This window comes from Emticicia sp. CRIBPO, assembly GCF_009905725.1.
GTDB lineage: Bacteria > Bacteroidota > Bacteroidia > Cytophagales > Spirosomataceae > Leadbetterella.
In genome coordinates, this window is the sequence record NZ_JAAAKV010000003.1 from 463950 (window position 1) to 480226 (window position 16277).

The following is a 16277-nucleotide window of genomic DNA, read 5'->3' on the forward strand; positions in this document are numbered from 1 at the left end:
ATTACAGATGGATGGTTATGGGTTGATGATGATTACTTCTTCCTCCGTGATTCCTGAAATGATGGAATTCCTCGTCAGACATAGAACGGACCCTGTCTGCAAACTGGTAGGCTCCCCAGTACCTTCTTCTCATGCTTCTGAAGAAAAGGAGCCTGGCGATGGTCGCGAAAATGAAAATGCCCAGGATAAATACGGGCAGGAAAAACAGGGCGGCTCCGAGGAGCAACCCGAACAGAACGGATTTGAAAATTGAATTTGTCATTGAGCTTTTTCTTTTAAATTAATCGGGACAATATGTCCCTGTAATGGATGACGTGTGAGCCGGAATTTTACTTTAAATTATTTTCAATATTTTGGATGAGGGCATAAAAAAAGCCATCAATCGGGTGACTGATGGCTCTGATTGATAATTATCTTCTGCAACGCTCTTTCCATTTTTCTTTGAAAGCCGCTCTTTCCTCATGGCTCATGTCCATAAATTTCTGTCTGAATTCAGGGTTGGCGAACGGCGGTCTTCTGCCCCGCGGAGGCCCGAAACGGAATCCCCCGAAAAGAATCCGGCTCAGCACCAGTATACCCAGGGCCTGCCAGTAATTGATTTTTGTTACATGCAGCACATCCGGTAATATGGCATTCCACAGCCACATGACAGCCGCTGAACTGACAGCCACAGCGGCTAAGATGAAGAAGGCAAAAAAGCCTCTTCTTTTCCTGCGGTGATAAAAATAATTTCTTTCCATGATTTTAAAAATTTAGCTCGTCGTAAAGGTAGTTCAACCGGTTTCTTAAATGTTTGGTGGCGTAGCCTTTACGGCTGATGATCGTTTTCAGGTTTTCACCGGTTTGATCGGCAATTTCCTGCAATGTCAGGTCTTCTATTTCATTCAGGATAAAAACCTCCCGCTGTTTTTCAGGAAGCTCGTCGAGGGCTTTCATGAGTTCTTCCCAGAAATGTTCTTTGAAAAGGGCCAGTTCAGGGCTCTCGCTTTCATCTGTGAGTAACATCTCTTTAAAACCCGGACCTTCGTCGTCTTCGTAATCGTCGAGAGCGTCTGTGGTTTTCTTGCGGTACTTATCGGTGACTTTATTTCTGGCCACCCTGTAGAGCCAGGCACTGACGTTTTCGAGCTCTTCGGCATCTGTCAGACTGCTGAGCTGGTACCATACGTCCTGCAGGATATCTTCGGCATCTTCTCTTGACCGGACTTTTCCACGGATAAAGCCGAACAATTTCTTACCGAATTGCTGGATGGTATCTGAAATGGAAAATCTTTTCTGAGCGATCATTAATATGGTATTCGTACTAAATAAGGATGACGAATCAAATGGATTTTTACTTTAAATCCTGATCAAATGTAGAAAGATTTTTTATCAGTGATTTGATTTTCAGATGAGTGGGTATTCTGAATGTTTACTGGCAGATTTTCAGGAAGAGGTCATAACAAAAGAAAACGGCCTGATTTTGTCAGGCCGTTTTAAGGTTATTCGTCTCATGTTTCGTCTTCAAAAAACAGAGATTAACATCACTTTGTCTTCTTTCAGAATCAGTCATTTACTTATTTCTTAGGTATAATCGCTGTCGCTTCAATCTCGACCAGGATATCTGCCCGGAAAAGTTTCGACACTTCTACCAGGGAACTGGCCGGAGGATGTTGTACATTGATAAACTCATCCCGGACGTTCCTCACTTTCTGGATCTGGGAAACGTCAAGGATAAAATAGGTAAGTTTTACCAGGTTGTCCAATGACCCGCCTGCTTCCTCAACGATGTTTTTCAGGTTGATGAACACCTGCCGCGTTTGGGCGGTCACATCATCTTTACCCACAAGGTTTCCCTGCTGGTCCAGTGCCACCTGTCCTGACATCGTCACCATATAGCTGTTGCCCAGGTCAATCACCGCTGCATGGGAATAGCCATTGGGTTTCGGAGATTTTGCCGGGTTGATGAAACGGACAGGTTCAGCCTTTTTCTGACTAAAGCCTGTTATGGAGATCAGTAAGAGGGGGAGCAGGAATATGGTTTTCATAATTTTCAGCTCACCGTTTTCAAAGCCGACAAGGTCTTATGTCTGTCCAGGGCAAGGTCAATCAGGCTGTCAATCAGGTCGGGGTAATTAAGGCCGGTTGCTTCCCATAATTTAGGGTACATGCTGATTTTGGTGAATCCAGGAAGGGTATTGATCTCATTCAGCACGAAAGTATTATCAGCTTTCAGGAAGAAATCGACACGGGAAAGTCCTTCGCCTCCGATGGCCGAGAATGCTTTGATGGCAGCATCTCTGAGGGCATCACTTACGGCAGGTGTAATGTCCGCAGGGATTTTCATGACTGCTCCGTCGGCATCGATATATTTGGCTTCATAAGAATAAAAGTCCCTTGTTGGCACGATTTCACCAATCACAGAGGCTTTCGGGTTTTCATTGCCTAACACAGAGCATTCCACTTCTTTGCCTACGATGGCTTCCTCAATCAGGATTTTACGGTCATACTGGAAGGCTTCATTGATAGCTTTCTCATAACCCGCAGCGTCGGTTACCTTGCTTACACCCACAGACGAACCGGCGTTGGCAGGTTTAACGAAGATGGGTAAGCCCAGTTCCGCCGAAACGGTTTCGAAGCTCAGCTGGCCCAGCTGATGTTTGTGATAAGTGAAAAAACGAGCGATCGGAATGCCGGCGTCTCTCCACAGTCTCTTGGCTATATCTTTATCCATACCCACAGCAGAAGCCAGGATATCGACGCCCACAAAAGGAATTTCAAGTGCCCTCAAAACCCCCTGTAAGGTGCCGTCTTCGCCATAGGCCCCGTGAATAACCGGGAAAACCACGTCCACTTCCCCGAGTTTCGCTCCTGACGCTGCGTCTGTAACGTTCGCTGATTTTCCGTCAGTCCTCAGAATAACTTCCGGAGCGGAGGTATTCAATTGTATTAATTTCGGATCGTCAGGGTTGTTGAGATAATTTTCAGGATCATTGAAATGCCACTTTCCCGACTTATCTATGCCCAGAAGATATAGCTCATATTTTTGTTTGTCAATGGCATTGATGATGCTTTTTGCGGATTGCAGGGCAACCTCATGTTCTGTGGATTTTCCACCAAAAACGATCGCGACTTTTATTTTAGACATTTTGATTGGTTTTACGCTTATTTGACGCTAAAGGTAAGACAGAAGGGATTTATTCTCCAATAGTAAGTGGAAATATATTGGAGAATGGGGAAAAGGACAATGGAAAATGGAAAACGGACATGATATTTCTTTCTTCTTTTTCATCCTCCTTTCTCCGGTAAAAATAAAAAAAAATCAACCTAGGTGTTTGTTCGTACGAAATTTTTCCTACCTTTGTTTCGTTAATAAATAAAAAGCTACAAATTATGGAAATTGAACCTACAAAATCAGAACTGGAAATCCTGCAGGTGCTGTGGCACCACGGGCCGTCGACCGTCCGGTTTGTCAATGACAAACTCAACGAACAGAAAAGGGCCGTTCAATATACTTCTACATTGAAACTGATGCAGATTATGGCGGAGAAACAAATGCTGACCCGTGATGAAAGCCAGATGAAACATATCTACATTCCTTTGATTGAGGAAGGTCAGACGAAAGAGTTCCTGCTCGAAAAGTTTGTCGATAATATGTACAACGGCTCTTCAAGCAGCCTCGTGATGCAGTTGCTGGGCAACAAGAAGACTTCGAAAGAAGAAATCAGTGAACTGAGGGCTTTGCTGGACGAATTTGACAAAAATAACGCCTGACCTGCTATGAACTACGAACATTTACTCAAAGCCATCAGCTGGACATTGATCCACTCTCTGTGGCAGGGACTGGTTTTATCCGTTCTGGCTGGTCTGGTGATATTATTCACCCGTAAATCTGCCTCAGTAATCAGGTATAATCTCCTTTGCCTGCTGTTTTTCGGTTTTATCATTTCAGCCGGGTTGACGTTGTTCTATCAATTAGGTGAAAACAGGTTTGTCAATACCACAAAACTGGTGCAGGGTTCTGAAAATAATGTTGTGCAGCAGGAAATGGCTGTTATTGAAGTTCTTTCTGAAAAAGCCATTACCCAATCCTGGAACATCAAAAGGGCTGTTGATTTCCTGAATACCAATGCAGTGTTCATCGTGTTATTGTGGTTTGCGGTTTTCAGCGTAAAATGCTTCGGCATTCTCCGTGATTTAGGGAATATTTACCGCCTCAGAAACTACAGGACGCAGTCGCCGCCCGAACAATGGATTACGCGTTTGTCGGAGTTGCGGCAGCTGATAGGGATAAAAAGATATGTGAGACTGATGGAGTCCGGACTGGTGTCGGTGCCCAGTGTAACAGGGTTTATCAAGCCTCTGATCCTGGTGCCGGTCGGAATGCTGAGTCATATGTCTGCCGACCAGGTGGAGGCTATTTTGCTGCATGAACTGGCCCATATCCGCCGGAAAGACTACATCATTAATTTTATCCAATGTTTTGGAGAAGTGATTTTCTTCTTTAACCCGGGTGTGCTCTGGTTGTCTTCTCTGATCAGGGAAGAGCGGGAAAATTGTTGTGATGACCTGGCGATCTCAGTCACTCAGAACAAAAGCAGGTTTGTGCGGGCCCTGGTTTCTTTCCAGGAGTATAACCTCACCGTTAATCAGCTGAGTATGGGTTTTGGTCATGAGAAAACACCCTTGCTGAACCGGGCCAAACGCATACTTTACAGCAACAACAAGTCTTTGAATAAACTTGAAAAGGCTTTTTTATCTCTGAGTTTGTTTATTTCCACGCTGTTGTTGTTTGCTTTTTCGGGCGGAGAAGAGATCAAAGCCCCGATAAAAAAGCTGGCTGCAGATATCAACCAGCAACTGACTCAGGCCATTACGGACAGCGATACGCTTTCGCCTTATTTTGCACGTGATTACAAACCTGCGGAAGTGGGAGAAGGTACCACCATGCAATTCACCGGAAAATACCAGGGCAAAGATGAGGTCAATTACCTCTTCAAACACAAGCGGGTACTTTATCAGGTGGCAGGGGATATCCGTTTGTTAAAAGTAAACGGTAAGTTGCTGAGTGGAAAAGACCGCGAGCCATATCTGCCTACAGTAAGAAAACTGATTGCTGAAGCAAAAAAATATCAGCCGGAAGGCGTAAGCAGTATCATGACGATGGATGGGGCAGAGGCAAGCGGTGATGGAGAAATGACGGATAAGGGCTTGAAAATCAGCGATGGCATCATAGTCAACGGCAAGTCTACGCTTTATTTCAGAGACGGCTGGGAGGTCGAAGTCAGGGATCAGAAAGTAGTGAAATTTACCATCGACGGAAAGCCGGTGCCTGAAGAAGAAACCGGGAAATACCTCAGCAGGATATCGATGATGATGGACAGGCTTAACCAGGAAATGAATGCCAATAACCGGGAAAAGGAAGCGAAGTTCGGAGAAGAGCGTAAGATCCTGGATGAATTGAAAAAGGAAGAAGCGGATCACATGAGAAAACTGAACGCCCAGTCGGATGCCACTTTGAAAAATCCCGGGGGTTTAGACCCTAAAGTTTCAGAGCTTGGCCCGTTGCGTGCTGATTATAAGGCCCTCGCATCTGAATACAAACCTGTAAACGCCCGGTATACAACCCTGCAGCCGCTGGTTAGTCCACAGACTCCTGATTATAAACCTTATACTAATGATTATACAGGTAAAACCACAAACGGTAGCCATGCCGCACTGGCTAAAGCGGATTATGAGAAGATGGGAGCACTTCCTCATAAAGTTAAAGAACCGTTAAAACTATTTACCTCAACTGAAAAATCGATGTCTGAGACCACCATTACCGATACCCACGGTAATGTGAGGAAGAAGACGGGTTTTGCGTCTGAAAGTATTCCCAAAGACTTTGATGTCATGAAACTGAACGACGATGTCATTGAAGACTTGTTGAAGGAAAATACCATCAAAAGCAAGACGGAGCTGTCTTACAAGCTTGATGCGAATGAGCTGATTGTCAATAACAAAAAGCAGCCGGAGGATCTCCACAAAAGGCTGAAGGAAAAGTACATCAAAACCCCGAAATCTGCAGTCTATTACAATTACACGATCATCAATCCATAAGAGGTATAATATAAAACGTTAAATGAAAAAGCTGTTGACTACCCCTGGGCCACAGGAATGTTTGCACCTGTTCTGAAATTAAAAGTATTCCTTTTTGAAGGCCGGAAACGCCTGCAAAAAAGAGCCAGAGCCATGTCAGCCCTGAGAAGCTGTATGCATAAAACTTATTCAAAAACTATAAAATCACGAAAGGCCCCGGCAACGGAGCCGCAATGTTAACAATTATGAAAAAGCTATTTTTATTAAAATTACTCCTTCTTCTGACCTTTTCCTTTCAGGAAACCAACGCACAAAACACCGGCTCTGTCAAAGGGCAGGTGCTGGATGAAAACAAGAAACCTTTTGACGGGGCCATTGTGTCGCTGCTGACTGCCAGGGACTCGGCAATGGTCAAGACCGCGATCACGGAAGCCGACGGAAAGTTTGAGTTCGATGCCCTGGCAGCAGGTCAGTACCTGCTGATGCTCACTAACATGGGCTACGAAAAACACTTCAGCAAAGTGCTGAACATCAGCGGACAAACCGAAACCCAGGTGATCCAGCTGAGCCGGGACAACGGAAAAGAACTCAAAGAAGTGAAGGTGTCGGCCAGTAAGCCTTTTGTTGAAAGAAAGATCGACAGGACGGTCATCAATGTGGATGCTTTTATTTCAACCGCCGGAAACAATGCCCTGGAAGTGCTGGAGCGTGCACCGGGTATCACGGTAGACCAGAACGGAGCCATTCAGTTGAAAGGGAAGTCGGGCGTGGTCATTTATGTGGATGATAAACCGACCTATCTGTCCGGTTCAGACCTGGAAAGTTATCTGAAATCTTTGCCCGCGGGGACACTTGAGCAGATAGAGATCATGGAAAATCCGCCTGCCAAATACGATGCCGCCGGAAATGCCGGGATCATCAACATCAAAACCAAAAAGACAAAAATCAAGGGGTTGAACGGGAACATTAACACCGGATATCAGCAGGGCAGGCTGCCGAAAACCAACCATAGTCTTAACTTTAACTTCAGGTATAACAAGGTCAACATCTTCGGGACGGGTAGTTATTCTTATGTGGAGGGTTTTAACGACCTGGATATCAACCGTAAGTATTTCTTTCCGGATGGAAGTCCGCAGTCGGTTTTTTATCAGAATTCATGGATTATCCGCAACAACGGGGCTTTTAACGGCAAAGTCGGGATGGATTATTATGCCACAGACAAAACAACCTGGGGTGTGGTCTTAAACGGGCTGAACCGTGTTTCAAATGAGCAGATCGACAACCGGAGTGAGTTCAGAACGGTAGAGAACGTGCTTACCGGGCTGGTACTGGCAGACAATTACCAGGACAATACCTTTAAAAATAAAGGCATCAACTTCAATTTCAGACACCAGTTTGACAGTACCGGCCAGGCCATCAATGTTGATGCTGATTATATTGTGTACAACACCGACCGTGACCAGTCGTTTGAGAATTATATCTACAACGCTGAAAATACCCTGACGGACCGTGAAAAACTGACTGGGATCACCCCTGCGGCCATTAAAATTTATGCTTTCAAATCAGACTATACCCTGCCGCTGAAAGGCGATGCGAAGTTTGAAGCGGGCGTAAAAACCAGTCTGACCAACACCGATAACAAGGCGGACTATTTCATCACCAAAGAAAATGTCACCAAACCTGATTATCAGACCAGCAATCACTTTAAATACGAAGAGGTCATCGCTGCTGCTTATCTGAACTACAATAAGAATTTCAAACGCCTGGCTTTTCAGTCAGGTCTGAGGTTGGAGCATACCATTTCAGATGGTAATCAGCTGGGAAATCCCGAAAAACCTGCTTCTGAGTTCAACAGGAAGTACACCAGTCTGTTTCCGACCGTGTTTGTATCTTACAAACTGGACAGTGCTTCCAGAAATCAGCTGACCTTCTCTTACGGTAAAAGGATCAACAGGCCTTATTACCAGGACCTTGACCCGTTTGTGAGACCGCTGGACAAGTTCACGTTTTATTCAGGTAATCCGTTTCTGAAGCCCAGTTATTCGCACAACCTTGAGCTGACCCACAGTTTTAAGAGCATTCTGAATACCACATTTTCTTATGCCAGACACCTGGACAACATCGGTGAGACCATCGAGATTGATGACAACCGGATCTATTTCAGTCGCCCGGGTAACATCGGGAAAGGGACCACTTTCAGTCTCAGTTCGGATGCCACCATTAACTTTACGAAATGGCTGAGCACCAATGTGTATGCTCAATATGCCTACATGACTTTCAACAGCCAGTTGTACGGACAATTGCTCGAATCATCCGGTAATTTTGGTTATGCTTCCATCAACAACAAACTGAAGTTTAAAAACGGCTGGAGTGCAGAACTGAGCGGGTTTTACCGGGGCAGTATGGTGTACGCCCAGTTCAAGCTGGGAGGGTTCGGGCAGATGAGTGCCGGTATACAGAAGAAAGTTTTGAAAGACAAAGGAACCGTGAAGCTGACCATCAATGATATCTTTTATACCAGAATCAATAAAGGGGTAATCAATAACCTGAAAAACACCTACGCTGATTATAACAACATCGGTGACAGCAGGGTAGTGGGCATCAATTTCACCTACGGTTTCGGCAAATCGTTCAAAACCAAAGCCAGGCAGGGCGGCGGTAGTGCAGACGATGAGCAGAATCGTGTGAAGAACTGATTTCAGAGGTAGATGATTCCGGATCAAAACCGGGATCATCTGTCAAACCCGAAAAACGGGGGAATGTTCGCTTTGTTTTTGACTATGGCTTCCGTAATCATCTCTGCGGCAATCAGACTGAAAGTAATGCCGTTTCCGCCGAACCCTAAAGCAAACCAGCAATTGGGGAGATAATTGACCTGTCCGATGTAGGGTAAACCGTCTTTGGTTTCAGTGAAGGTACCGGCCCAGCTGAAATCTGTTTTGAAAACAGAACCGGGAAACAGTTTCATGAACTTTTCGTGCAATTGCCTGCTCTTTTTATTCAGGGCGGCGTCCCGCTTTTTAGGATTGTAGAAATCATCGTCCAGGCCACCCACTAAAATACGGTGATCGTCGGTGGTTCTCATGTAAAGATAAGGATGGGCGGTTTCCCAGATCAGGGCGTTTTCGTGCCAGAATTCTTTGACAGGCACAAAGGGCTCACTCACAATTACATAGCTGGACTTAAGGATTTCCACTTCTTCCTGCAGGTATCGCTGCGACTCATATCCTGCGGCAATCACCACATGTTTTGCTTTTATCTTTTTACCCCGTTCGGTCATCAGCTCTGCCGACTTACCACCGGTGGTGAGGGTTGTCACTGAGGTGGAATCATACACCCTTCCGCCTTTTTTGGTAATGGCGTCCAGTAGCTTATAGGTCAGGTGAAAGGGATCAACCTGGGCACCGTCCTCCGAATAAAGACCGTTAGCAGACTCAAAACCAAACATTTTTTTGATGTCATCCCGGCCCAGCAGATCCGCTTTGAATCCGTGTTTTTTCCTGATCTTGTATTCCTGCTCTGTGGTTTCCTCGTCTTTCTTAAAACTGGAGTATTGGAAACTGGGTTTCAGACAAAAGGTATCATCGCCGAGTTGTTCTGCTATGTCTTTGATTTTATAAATGGCATCGAGGCACATCAGGTAGCTTTTAACTGCGTTTTTCTCACCGATCAGCTCACTTAATTCATACAGCGGGGTATCAATCTCATATTGCAGTAAAGCAGTGCTGGCAGAAGTACTCCCGAAACCCGCATGACGTCTGTCGACCAGCACCACATCGAGTCCGGCCTGTGCCAGATGCCAACCGCACAGAGCCCCGGTAATCCCGGCCCCGATCACCAGTACTTCGCAATCAATGTTTTCTTCGAGAGAAGGGTAGGTATTCAATAACCCGTTTTTCAATAACCAGAAGGGATTTTCAGATCTTAAGTCCATGGGATGTGTTGTTTTTTGATTGGAAAATGGAAAAAGCCAGCCCGGCGTGACCGTCAGGTCGGACGGGGAGAATGGACTTCCTCTCTCACTAACTATCCTTCCAATTAAAAAAACTATTCCCCGGTTTGAAAGCCGGGGCAAAAAGCGAAGGACTTTTGGGTCCCGATACTCGGGATAAACTCTGAAGGCCCGGTTTGTGTGAACAGGCTCTTCAGGGCCGGGAGTGTTCAATGAAGCTAACAGCTAATTGCTAACAGCTTACAGCCTAAGGCTTCCTCGCTACTTAATCCTCTCCGGATTCTCACCCAGAAACGCATCCCAGCCTTTTTTCTTTGAGTTATTTCCTGTCAGAGCTTTCGTTTTGGCGTGCATAAAGTGACAGACCGCCACGGCCAGGGCATCGGTGGCGTCCAGGAATTGCGTTTCAAGTTTCTGATTCAGTAGTCGTTCCAGCATGTAAGCCACCTGTTCTTTGGTAGCATTCCCGTTTCCGCTGACACTTTGCTTGACCTTTTTAGGCAGATATTCCACAATGCTGATTTCTTTTGACAAGGCCGCTGCCATCGCTACGCCCTGTGCCCGCCCCAGTTTGAGCATTGATTGCACATTGACCCCATAAAAAGGAGCTTCAATCGCCATTTCGTCGGGCAGGTATTCATCAATGAGTTGTATGATTCTTTCAAATATTTTTTTGAGCTTTAATTCATGGGAAGCGTATTTCTCAAGCCTTAAAACACCATATTGTATGACGGAAATAGCGTTGCCTCTGACCAATATAAGACCATAGCCCATGACTCTTGTGCCGGGGTCTATGCCTAATATGATTTTTTCCTTTAATTTTGTAGTCAATTCCAAATTCTTAATCATTTGCAAGTAAGCCGGAAAGCATATAAAAAACCGAAGTCTCTACTTTTCCAGTTGGTAAAGGTAAGCATTTTGGCTTTGATTTTTTTTACGCTTTTCTCCCAATTTAAATCCAGGGGCATCAATCCGGAGAGCTTAATGCAAAATATATCCGGTCTTTTCTCCGACTCCCTACACCTGGCCTGGTTCGGTATTGTCCTGATCCTGATGGTGGTCAACTGGGGCCTGGAAGCCCTAAAATGGCAGTTGTTGACGGATAACATCGAAGAAATGACCTATGCTTCTTCTTTCAAAGGAGTGCTGATGGGCCTGGCCGCGGGCATATTTACACCTTTAATGATCGGTGATTTCTGGGGAAGGGCCTACCTGTTCCAGGCGTCAAACAAAAAGAAAAGCGTCGGGGCCAATCTTTTCAATAGTTTTACCCAGACTTACGCCGCTATTTTCTTCGGGGCAGTGGCCTTGGTGATGTTCGTCTTTATTTATCCTGCCCAATCAAATCCCTGGATGATGTTGATGGCGGTTTTACTGGTGCTGGCGTCTGCGGGTGGGTTGTTCATTCTTCTGAAAAGGGCTTCATTGCGTTCTGTGAACAGACCTGCATTTCTGAAAGGGATAATCAATAAATATTTTGCTTCGATTGCTGATCTGTCAGGAAAAGACACTTATAACATATTACTGCTTTCATTGCTCAGAAACCTCGTTTTCGGGCTGCAGTTCATCCTCGTTTACCGGATGTGCGGGCTTGACCTCGCTTTTATTCCGCTTTTTATCGGGGTTAACCTGATCTTTCTGGTTAAAACTGTCGGTGGAGGCCTGAATGTGGTGGGCGATCTGAGTCTGAGAGAAATCGTGGCCCTTTGGTTTTTTGGGATGTTCGGTGTTTCTGACAGTGCCGTGGCTTTTGCTACTTTCCTGATCTGGGCCATCAACATTCTGCTGCCGGTTCTGGCCGGAGCCGTCCTGATCTCCACCTTAAAATCACCGACACAACATGCCTGACATAGCCGAGTACATTTTGCTTTTGTATGTTTTCTTTACGCTCGTGCTGATCGTCGTGTGGTTGGTCATGCCGGATGTTTCGAAGTCGGCCGGAGAGCAAATCCTGGAAGAACAGCTGTATATCACGGTCATCATTCCCGTCAGAAACGAAGAGAGGAACATTATCAGATTGCTTAAAGGTCTGGCTGCTCAAACGCTGGCTCACCGGTATTTCGAGGTGATGGTGGTCAACGACCAAAGCACAGACAGTACAGCCGCCCTGGTGACGGAGTTTCAGAGGCAATCTTCCATGAACCTGGTGTTCCTTAATCTGGAAGATAAAAAAGAAAATACTTCACCCAAGAAAAGAGCCATTTCGACCGCCGTCGGGCAGGCTAAGGGACAGTTTATTGTCACGACAGACGGCGACTGTGAAGTGCCTGAAAGCTGGTTGAAGACCTATCTGGATGCGTTTATGAACACTTACGCGGTGTTTTTGTCAGCTCCGGTTACCTTTTTCAGTGCTGCTGATGGGGGCGTGTTTTCGAAGCTGTGGAACCAGCTGCAGATTGTCGAGTTTGCTTCGCTGATCGGCTCGGGAGCTTGTTCGATGGCCATGAAAACGCCCAACATGTGCAGCGGGGCGAACCTCGGCTATCAGAAAAAAGCATTTTATGAAGTGGATGGTTATAAGGGCAATGAGAACCTGGCTTCCGGCGACGATGAGTTCCTGATGCATAAAATGGCAAAGGCTTATAAAGACCGCGTGTTTTATCTTAAGTCGCCGGGGTGCATTGTCGAGACCGAATCTCAGCCTACGCTGCAGCATTTTTACCGCCAGAGAAAACGCTGGGCGGGTAAATGGAAACATTATAAGAGTTTGCTCCCGGCCTTTCTGGCGGTGTTTATCTTTGCGGCCAACCTGTCGGCGGTTTTCCTGGTAGCGACCGGTCATTTTGAAGTGGTGCTGCTCAGGTTGCTGATGGAGTTTGTTTTCCTCGCTCTTGTTTTGCGTTTTCTAAAGAAGGACGGCAGCATTTTGTTTATTCCCCTGACGCAGTTGATTTATCCGTTTTATGTACTCTTTTTCGGCCTGATTGTCCAGGGTGGAAACACTTACACCTGGAAAGACCGGCAACTCAAATAATGGTAAAGACCCCCAAAATATTACCCCTCATCTATCCTCATTTTGAATGGGAAGTGAAAACGGATGAAAAGAAGATTTTCCTGACTTTTGACGACGGGCCTATTCCCGAAATCACCGATTTTGTGCTGGAAACACTCGCAGAGTTTAATGCCAGGGCCACGTTCTTTTCTATCGGCGACAACATCCGGAAGCACCCGGAGGTGTTTCAGAAGGTGATTGCCCGGGGTCACAGCATCGGGAATCATACTTTTAACCACCTCAACGGCTGGAAAACAGACAACAACGAAATTTATTGGGATAACATCAGGCAGTGTCAGGAGTATATAGATCAATATTATTCAAGGGATCGGAAAAAGCTCTTTCGTCCGCCCTATGGCAGGGTGAAAAGAAGGCAGGCGGCTCCATTACTGGACGATTACAGGATTATCATGTGGAGTGTGCTGACGAAGGATTACAACGCTGAGTTGAACGAACAGACTTGTCTGAGTAAAAGCATCAGGGCTGCCGGAAGCGGCTCGATAGTCCTTTTCCATGACAGCCTCAAAGCGAGCAAGAATCTCTTTTATGTTTTACAGAGGTTTTTATCGGAGTTTGCGGGGAGGGGGTTTGTTTTTGAAGGGATTGATTAAAGGTGGATGGATTTCTTTGCCTTACTTTTTTTCGTTGTCGATTGCCTTTGTGCCTTAGTGTCTTTGTGGCCAAAAATTGGCGAGTAATGGCCTCCAAGGCTCGAAGACACAGTTCGGTTTACACGCTTTTTTTGACAGGATTACAGAATTTGCAGGATTTACAGGATTTTACCTTTTACGTTGCTCCAACGTAACTTTACGTTAGCTCAACGTAACTTTGCGTCAGCCCAACGTAACTTTGCGTCGGCCCAACGTAACTTTACGTCGGCCCAACGTAACTTTGCGTCGGCCCAACGTAACTTTGCGTCAGCCCAACGTAACTTTGCGTTGCTCCAACGTAACTTTGCGTCGCTCCAACGTAACTTTACGTCGGCTCAATGTAAGTTTGCGTCAACCCAACGTAACTTTACGTTAGCCCAACGTAACTCTGCGTTAGCTCAACGTAATCTTGCGTCGGCCCAACGTAACTTTGCGTTAGCACAACGTAACTTTGCGTTAGTTCAACGTAACTTTGCGTTAACCCAACGTAACTTTGCGTCAGCTCAACGTAACTTTACGTTAGCTCAATGTAACTTTGCGTTTGACTTCTCAGACGGGCGGATCATGTCTATCTACGAGACTTTGGCAAGCAGGATGATAATATCATATGATACTATCACCACCCCACAAAAACATTAAAATAACTGCAAAACAAGCTAATCGCCAACCGCTAAAAAGCTAACTGCTCCCTATCATTGTTCTTTTAAAAATTTGTATTATTTTTACTTTTAATCAACAATGACCCGGAAATCAGCATGGAAAGTATCGTAGAATATTTTAAAAACATTCCCAGTTCGCACAGGAGTGCTATTTTGGTGGGTGGCATCGCCTTTTTCTGGATGCTCGAAAGTGCCATTCCGCTGGTGCGATTCAGCTATAAGAAGTGGAGGCATGCGGGCATCAACATCTTTTTTACCCTTACGACGATCGTCATCAATTTTACTTTAGCTTTCTTGTTGCTCAAAACAGCGGACTGGACCGTCGCCAACAACTTCGGGATATTGCAATGGTTGCCTGAAATGCCGCTGTGGGCTTATACCATCATCGGTTTGCTGTTGCTTGACCTCATCGGGGCATATTTTGTGCACTGGTCGGAGCATAAAGTGAAATGGATGTGGAGATTCCACCTGATCCATCATTCGGATACCACGATTGACACGACTTCGGCCAACCGCCACCATCCGGGGGAGAGTGTTTTCAGGTTTGTGTTTACCACCGCCGGGGTGCTGATTGTGGGCACGCCCATGTGGCTGGTGTTTATGTACCAGTCTATGTCGGTGTTGCTTTCGCAGTTCAATCACGCCAATATTGTCCTGCCTAAAAAACTGGACAACTTCCTGAGCTGGTTCATCATTTCACCGGACATGCACAAGGTGCACCATCATTATGTGATGCCTTATACAGACTCTAATTATGGTAACATATTTTCGTTCTGGGACAGGCTTTTCGGTACCTTCAGGACGCTGTCGCGGGATAAGATCATTTACGGGGTAGATACCCACATGGACCCTAAAGAGAATGACCAGCTGGGCAATCTGCTCAAAATCCCTTTCCAGCCTTACAGAAAGACAGAAAATACGGGGAATTAAAGCCTGGTGGTTTTCAGTTGTTCATTGATTTTGTTTTCCCACAGGATCTGCTGGTTGAGGTAGAGGCTGTGCCGGGTTTCGCTATCGTACCGCTCCTGCACTTTGTTCATTTTGCGGTAGTACTCCAGGTATTCAAAGTGGATCATGCTGCCAAGGTCATCTACTGTGTCTGCTTTAAAGTCTTTTATTTTGTTCAGAAACTCCATCATGACCAGGTAAGTGATGTCAAAGTGCAGCTGTTCATGCCTGAGTCCGTCAATGGTTTTTGCTGCTGTCCGGGCCCATGACATGTTCTTGTCCATCAGTACTTTCGGTCGAACATAGGCAGTTAAAACCCGGTCTTTGATCGTTATTTTTGTGTCGATCGCGAAGTTGGTAAAAATAGCTGCCCCATATTGACTTCCTGCCCGCGGTGCCGCCTTGAAATCATCCCAGTTTACTTTCCGGCTTTGGTAATAAAGGGTGTCGGGATCTTCGGCCTGGTAAAAAGGAAGGATCTCCACATAAGATTCTTTGACAAAAGCTTCTATCACGCCCTTATTCTTGTCAATGTTCCTGATCACAAAAACGAAAGCGGAATTGACGAGTTTAGACATTTCTGCAGACAACTGTGATTCTATTTCATTCTCAGGAGAACGTTCATAGGTGGTGTTAGAACGGGCTTCACATATTTTGATCAATTTTTCCTGTTTGATGGAAAATACGGTGATCACCAGCTTCATTTCTCCTTTGATTTCCCTTGATCCCCACAGGTTTTCGGTAATGGAGCATTCATCTATCCTGACCTGAACGGGTACGCCCTTGGTGTCCTGTCTGAAGCTTTTCCGGATGTAGTCGCCGATGCTTTTTTCGGGGCCGTCCTGGAATACCACTTTGGTTTTCTGCAGATTGGGTTTGTAGATAGACCCCAGGGCCGCTTCTTCAGACCGCCGGTCGTCAACGACTTCGGCCAGGTAAAAGTCCACGCATTTTTCACTGTTGTTTTTGGGTACTAAGTCCAAAACAAACTGTGCATTGGTTTTTATCAGAGTAAG

15 protein-coding genes are annotated in these 16277 nt (G+C 45.7%); 7 read left to right on the forward strand and 8 right to left on the reverse strand.

Annotation, left to right across the window (positions count from 1 at the left end; genetic code table 11):
- Position 1 precedes the first annotated feature (1 nt).
- The 5 genes from GVN16_RS08760 to ddlA all read right to left on the reverse strand — a co-directional run bounded on the left by GVN16_RS08760 (position 2) and on the right by ddlA (position 3127).
- Positions 2–262, reverse strand: coding sequence for a hypothetical protein (locus GVN16_RS08760; protein WP_166563486.1), 261 nt, complete (start codon positions 260–262; stop codon positions 2–4).
- 148 nt (positions 263–410) lie between these two features.
- Positions 411–740 (reverse strand): hypothetical protein, encoded by a 330-nt coding sequence (locus tag GVN16_RS08765; RefSeq protein WP_166563487.1) that lies wholly within the window; start codon positions 738–740, stop codon positions 411–413.
- A gap of 4 nt (positions 741–744) precedes the next feature.
- Complete coding sequence (locus tag GVN16_RS08770) at positions 745–1287, reverse strand: RNA polymerase sigma factor (RefSeq protein ID WP_166563488.1); 543 nt, start codon at positions 1285–1287, stop codon at positions 745–747.
- 269 nt (positions 1288–1556) lie between these two features.
- Entirely contained in the window at positions 1557–2027 is a 471-nt protein-coding gene (locus GVN16_RS08775; protein ID WP_166563489.1) for a RidA family protein, read from the reverse strand.
- A gap of 5 nt (positions 2028–2032) precedes the next feature.
- Complete coding sequence (ddlA, locus tag GVN16_RS08780) at positions 2033–3127, reverse strand: D-alanine--D-alanine ligase (RefSeq protein WP_166563490.1); 1095 nt, start codon at positions 3125–3127, stop codon at positions 2033–2035.
- Between the two features lie 245 nt (positions 3128–3372).
- Between ddlA and GVN16_RS08785 the strand changes: the two genes are divergently transcribed.
- The 3 genes from GVN16_RS08785 (at position 3373) to GVN16_RS08795 (ending at position 8756) form a co-directional block, all read left to right on the forward strand.
- A complete protein-coding gene (locus GVN16_RS08785) occupies positions 3373–3753 on the forward strand; it encodes a BlaI/MecI/CopY family transcriptional regulator (protein ID WP_166563491.1) in 381 nt (126 codons plus the stop codon).
- 6 nt (positions 3754–3759) lie between these two features.
- Positions 3760–6081, forward strand: a complete 2322-nt coding sequence (locus GVN16_RS08790; RefSeq protein ID WP_166563492.1) for a M56 family metallopeptidase — start codon at positions 3760–3762, stop codon at positions 6079–6081.
- A gap of 224 nt (positions 6082–6305) precedes the next feature.
- The gene (locus GVN16_RS08795) at positions 6306–8756 is read left to right on the forward strand and encodes a TonB-dependent receptor (protein WP_166563493.1); all 2451 of its coding nucleotides are present in this window, start codon (positions 6306–6308) and stop codon (positions 8754–8756) included.
- 35 nt (positions 8757–8791) lie between these two features.
- Here GVN16_RS08795 and GVN16_RS08800 read toward each other — a convergent pair whose 3' ends face one another.
- Together GVN16_RS08800 and ruvC are read right to left on the reverse strand one after the other, a co-directional pair.
- Positions 8792–9994, reverse strand: a complete 1203-nt coding sequence (locus GVN16_RS08800) for an FAD-binding oxidoreductase (protein WP_166563494.1) — start codon at positions 9992–9994, stop codon at positions 8792–8794.
- Between the two features lie 279 nt (positions 9995–10273).
- The gene (ruvC, locus tag GVN16_RS08805; protein WP_166563495.1) at positions 10274–10861 is read right to left on the reverse strand and encodes a crossover junction endodeoxyribonuclease RuvC; all 588 of its coding nucleotides are present in this window, start codon (positions 10859–10861) and stop codon (positions 10274–10276) included.
- A 51-nt stretch (positions 10862–10912) separates the two neighbouring features.
- Between ruvC and GVN16_RS08810 the strand changes: the two genes are divergently transcribed.
- From GVN16_RS08810 to GVN16_RS08825, 4 genes are all read left to right on the forward strand, one after another.
- Positions 10913–11860 (forward strand): lysylphosphatidylglycerol synthase domain-containing protein, encoded by a 948-nt coding sequence (locus GVN16_RS08810; RefSeq protein ID WP_255490247.1) that lies wholly within the window; start codon positions 10913–10915, stop codon positions 11858–11860.
- Positions 11853–12986 carry a glycosyltransferase gene (locus tag GVN16_RS08815; protein WP_166563497.1) on the forward strand — a complete coding sequence of 378 codons (1134 nt, stop codon included), beginning with the start codon at positions 11853–11855 and terminating at the stop codon, positions 12984–12986. Before GVN16_RS08810 ends, GVN16_RS08815 begins: the two co-directional genes overlap by 8 nt.
- Positions 12986–13615 (forward strand): polysaccharide deacetylase family protein, encoded by a 630-nt coding sequence (locus GVN16_RS08820; protein ID WP_166563498.1) that lies wholly within the window; start codon positions 12986–12988, stop codon positions 13613–13615. The genes GVN16_RS08815 and GVN16_RS08820 overlap by 1 nt, the downstream gene beginning before the upstream one ends.
- A gap of 794 nt (positions 13616–14409) precedes the next feature.
- The gene (locus GVN16_RS08825) at positions 14410–15243 is read left to right on the forward strand and encodes a sterol desaturase family protein (protein ID WP_166563499.1); all 834 of its coding nucleotides are present in this window, start codon (positions 14410–14412) and stop codon (positions 15241–15243) included.
- Here GVN16_RS08825 and GVN16_RS08830 read toward each other — a convergent pair.
- Complete coding sequence (locus GVN16_RS08830) at positions 15240–16244, reverse strand: hypothetical protein (RefSeq protein WP_166563500.1); 1005 nt, start codon at positions 16242–16244, stop codon at positions 15240–15242. The genes GVN16_RS08825 and GVN16_RS08830 overlap by 4 nt on opposite strands.
- Positions 16245–16277: the final 33 nt, after the last annotated feature.

What these genes read in the sequence shown, in the direction of transcription:
- GVN16_RS08760 (WP_166563486.1), bottom strand. Translation starts at nt 262, where the DNA reads ATGACAAATTCAATTTTCAAATCCGTTCTGTTCGGGTTGCTCCTCGGA.
- GVN16_RS08765 (WP_166563487.1), bottom strand. Translation starts at nt 740, where the DNA reads ATGGAAAGAAATTATTTTTATCACCGCAGGAAAAGAAGAGGCTTTTTT.
- GVN16_RS08770 (WP_166563488.1), bottom strand. Translation starts at nt 1,287, where the DNA reads ATGATCGCTCAGAAAAGATTTTCCATTTCAGATACCATCCAGCAATTC.
- GVN16_RS08775 (WP_166563489.1), bottom strand. Translation starts at nt 2,027, where the DNA reads ATGAAAACCATATTCCTGCTCCCCCTCTTACTGATCTCCATAACAGGC.
- ddlA (WP_166563490.1), bottom strand. Translation starts at nt 3,127, where the DNA reads ATGTCTAAAATAAAAGTCGCGATCGTTTTTGGTGGAAAATCCACAGAA.
- GVN16_RS08785 (WP_166563491.1), top strand. Translation starts at nt 3,373, where the DNA reads ATGGAAATTGAACCTACAAAATCAGAACTGGAAATCCTGCAGGTGCTG.
- GVN16_RS08790 (WP_166563492.1), top strand. Translation starts at nt 3,760, where the DNA reads ATGAACTACGAACATTTACTCAAAGCCATCAGCTGGACATTGATCCAC.
- GVN16_RS08795 (WP_166563493.1), top strand. Translation starts at nt 6,306, where the DNA reads ATGAAAAAGCTATTTTTATTAAAATTACTCCTTCTTCTGACCTTTTCC.
- GVN16_RS08800 (WP_166563494.1), bottom strand. Translation starts at nt 9,994, where the DNA reads ATGGACTTAAGATCTGAAAATCCCTTCTGGTTATTGAAAAACGGGTTA.
- ruvC (WP_166563495.1), bottom strand. Translation starts at nt 10,861, where the DNA reads ATGATTAAGAATTTGGAATTGACTACAAAATTAAAGGAAAAAATCATA.
- GVN16_RS08815 (WP_166563497.1), top strand. Translation starts at nt 11,853, where the DNA reads ATGCCTGACATAGCCGAGTACATTTTGCTTTTGTATGTTTTCTTTACG.
- GVN16_RS08820 (WP_166563498.1), top strand. Translation starts at nt 12,986, where the DNA reads ATGGTAAAGACCCCCAAAATATTACCCCTCATCTATCCTCATTTTGAA.
- GVN16_RS08825 (WP_166563499.1), top strand. Translation starts at nt 14,410, where the DNA reads ATGGAAAGTATCGTAGAATATTTTAAAAACATTCCCAGTTCGCACAGG.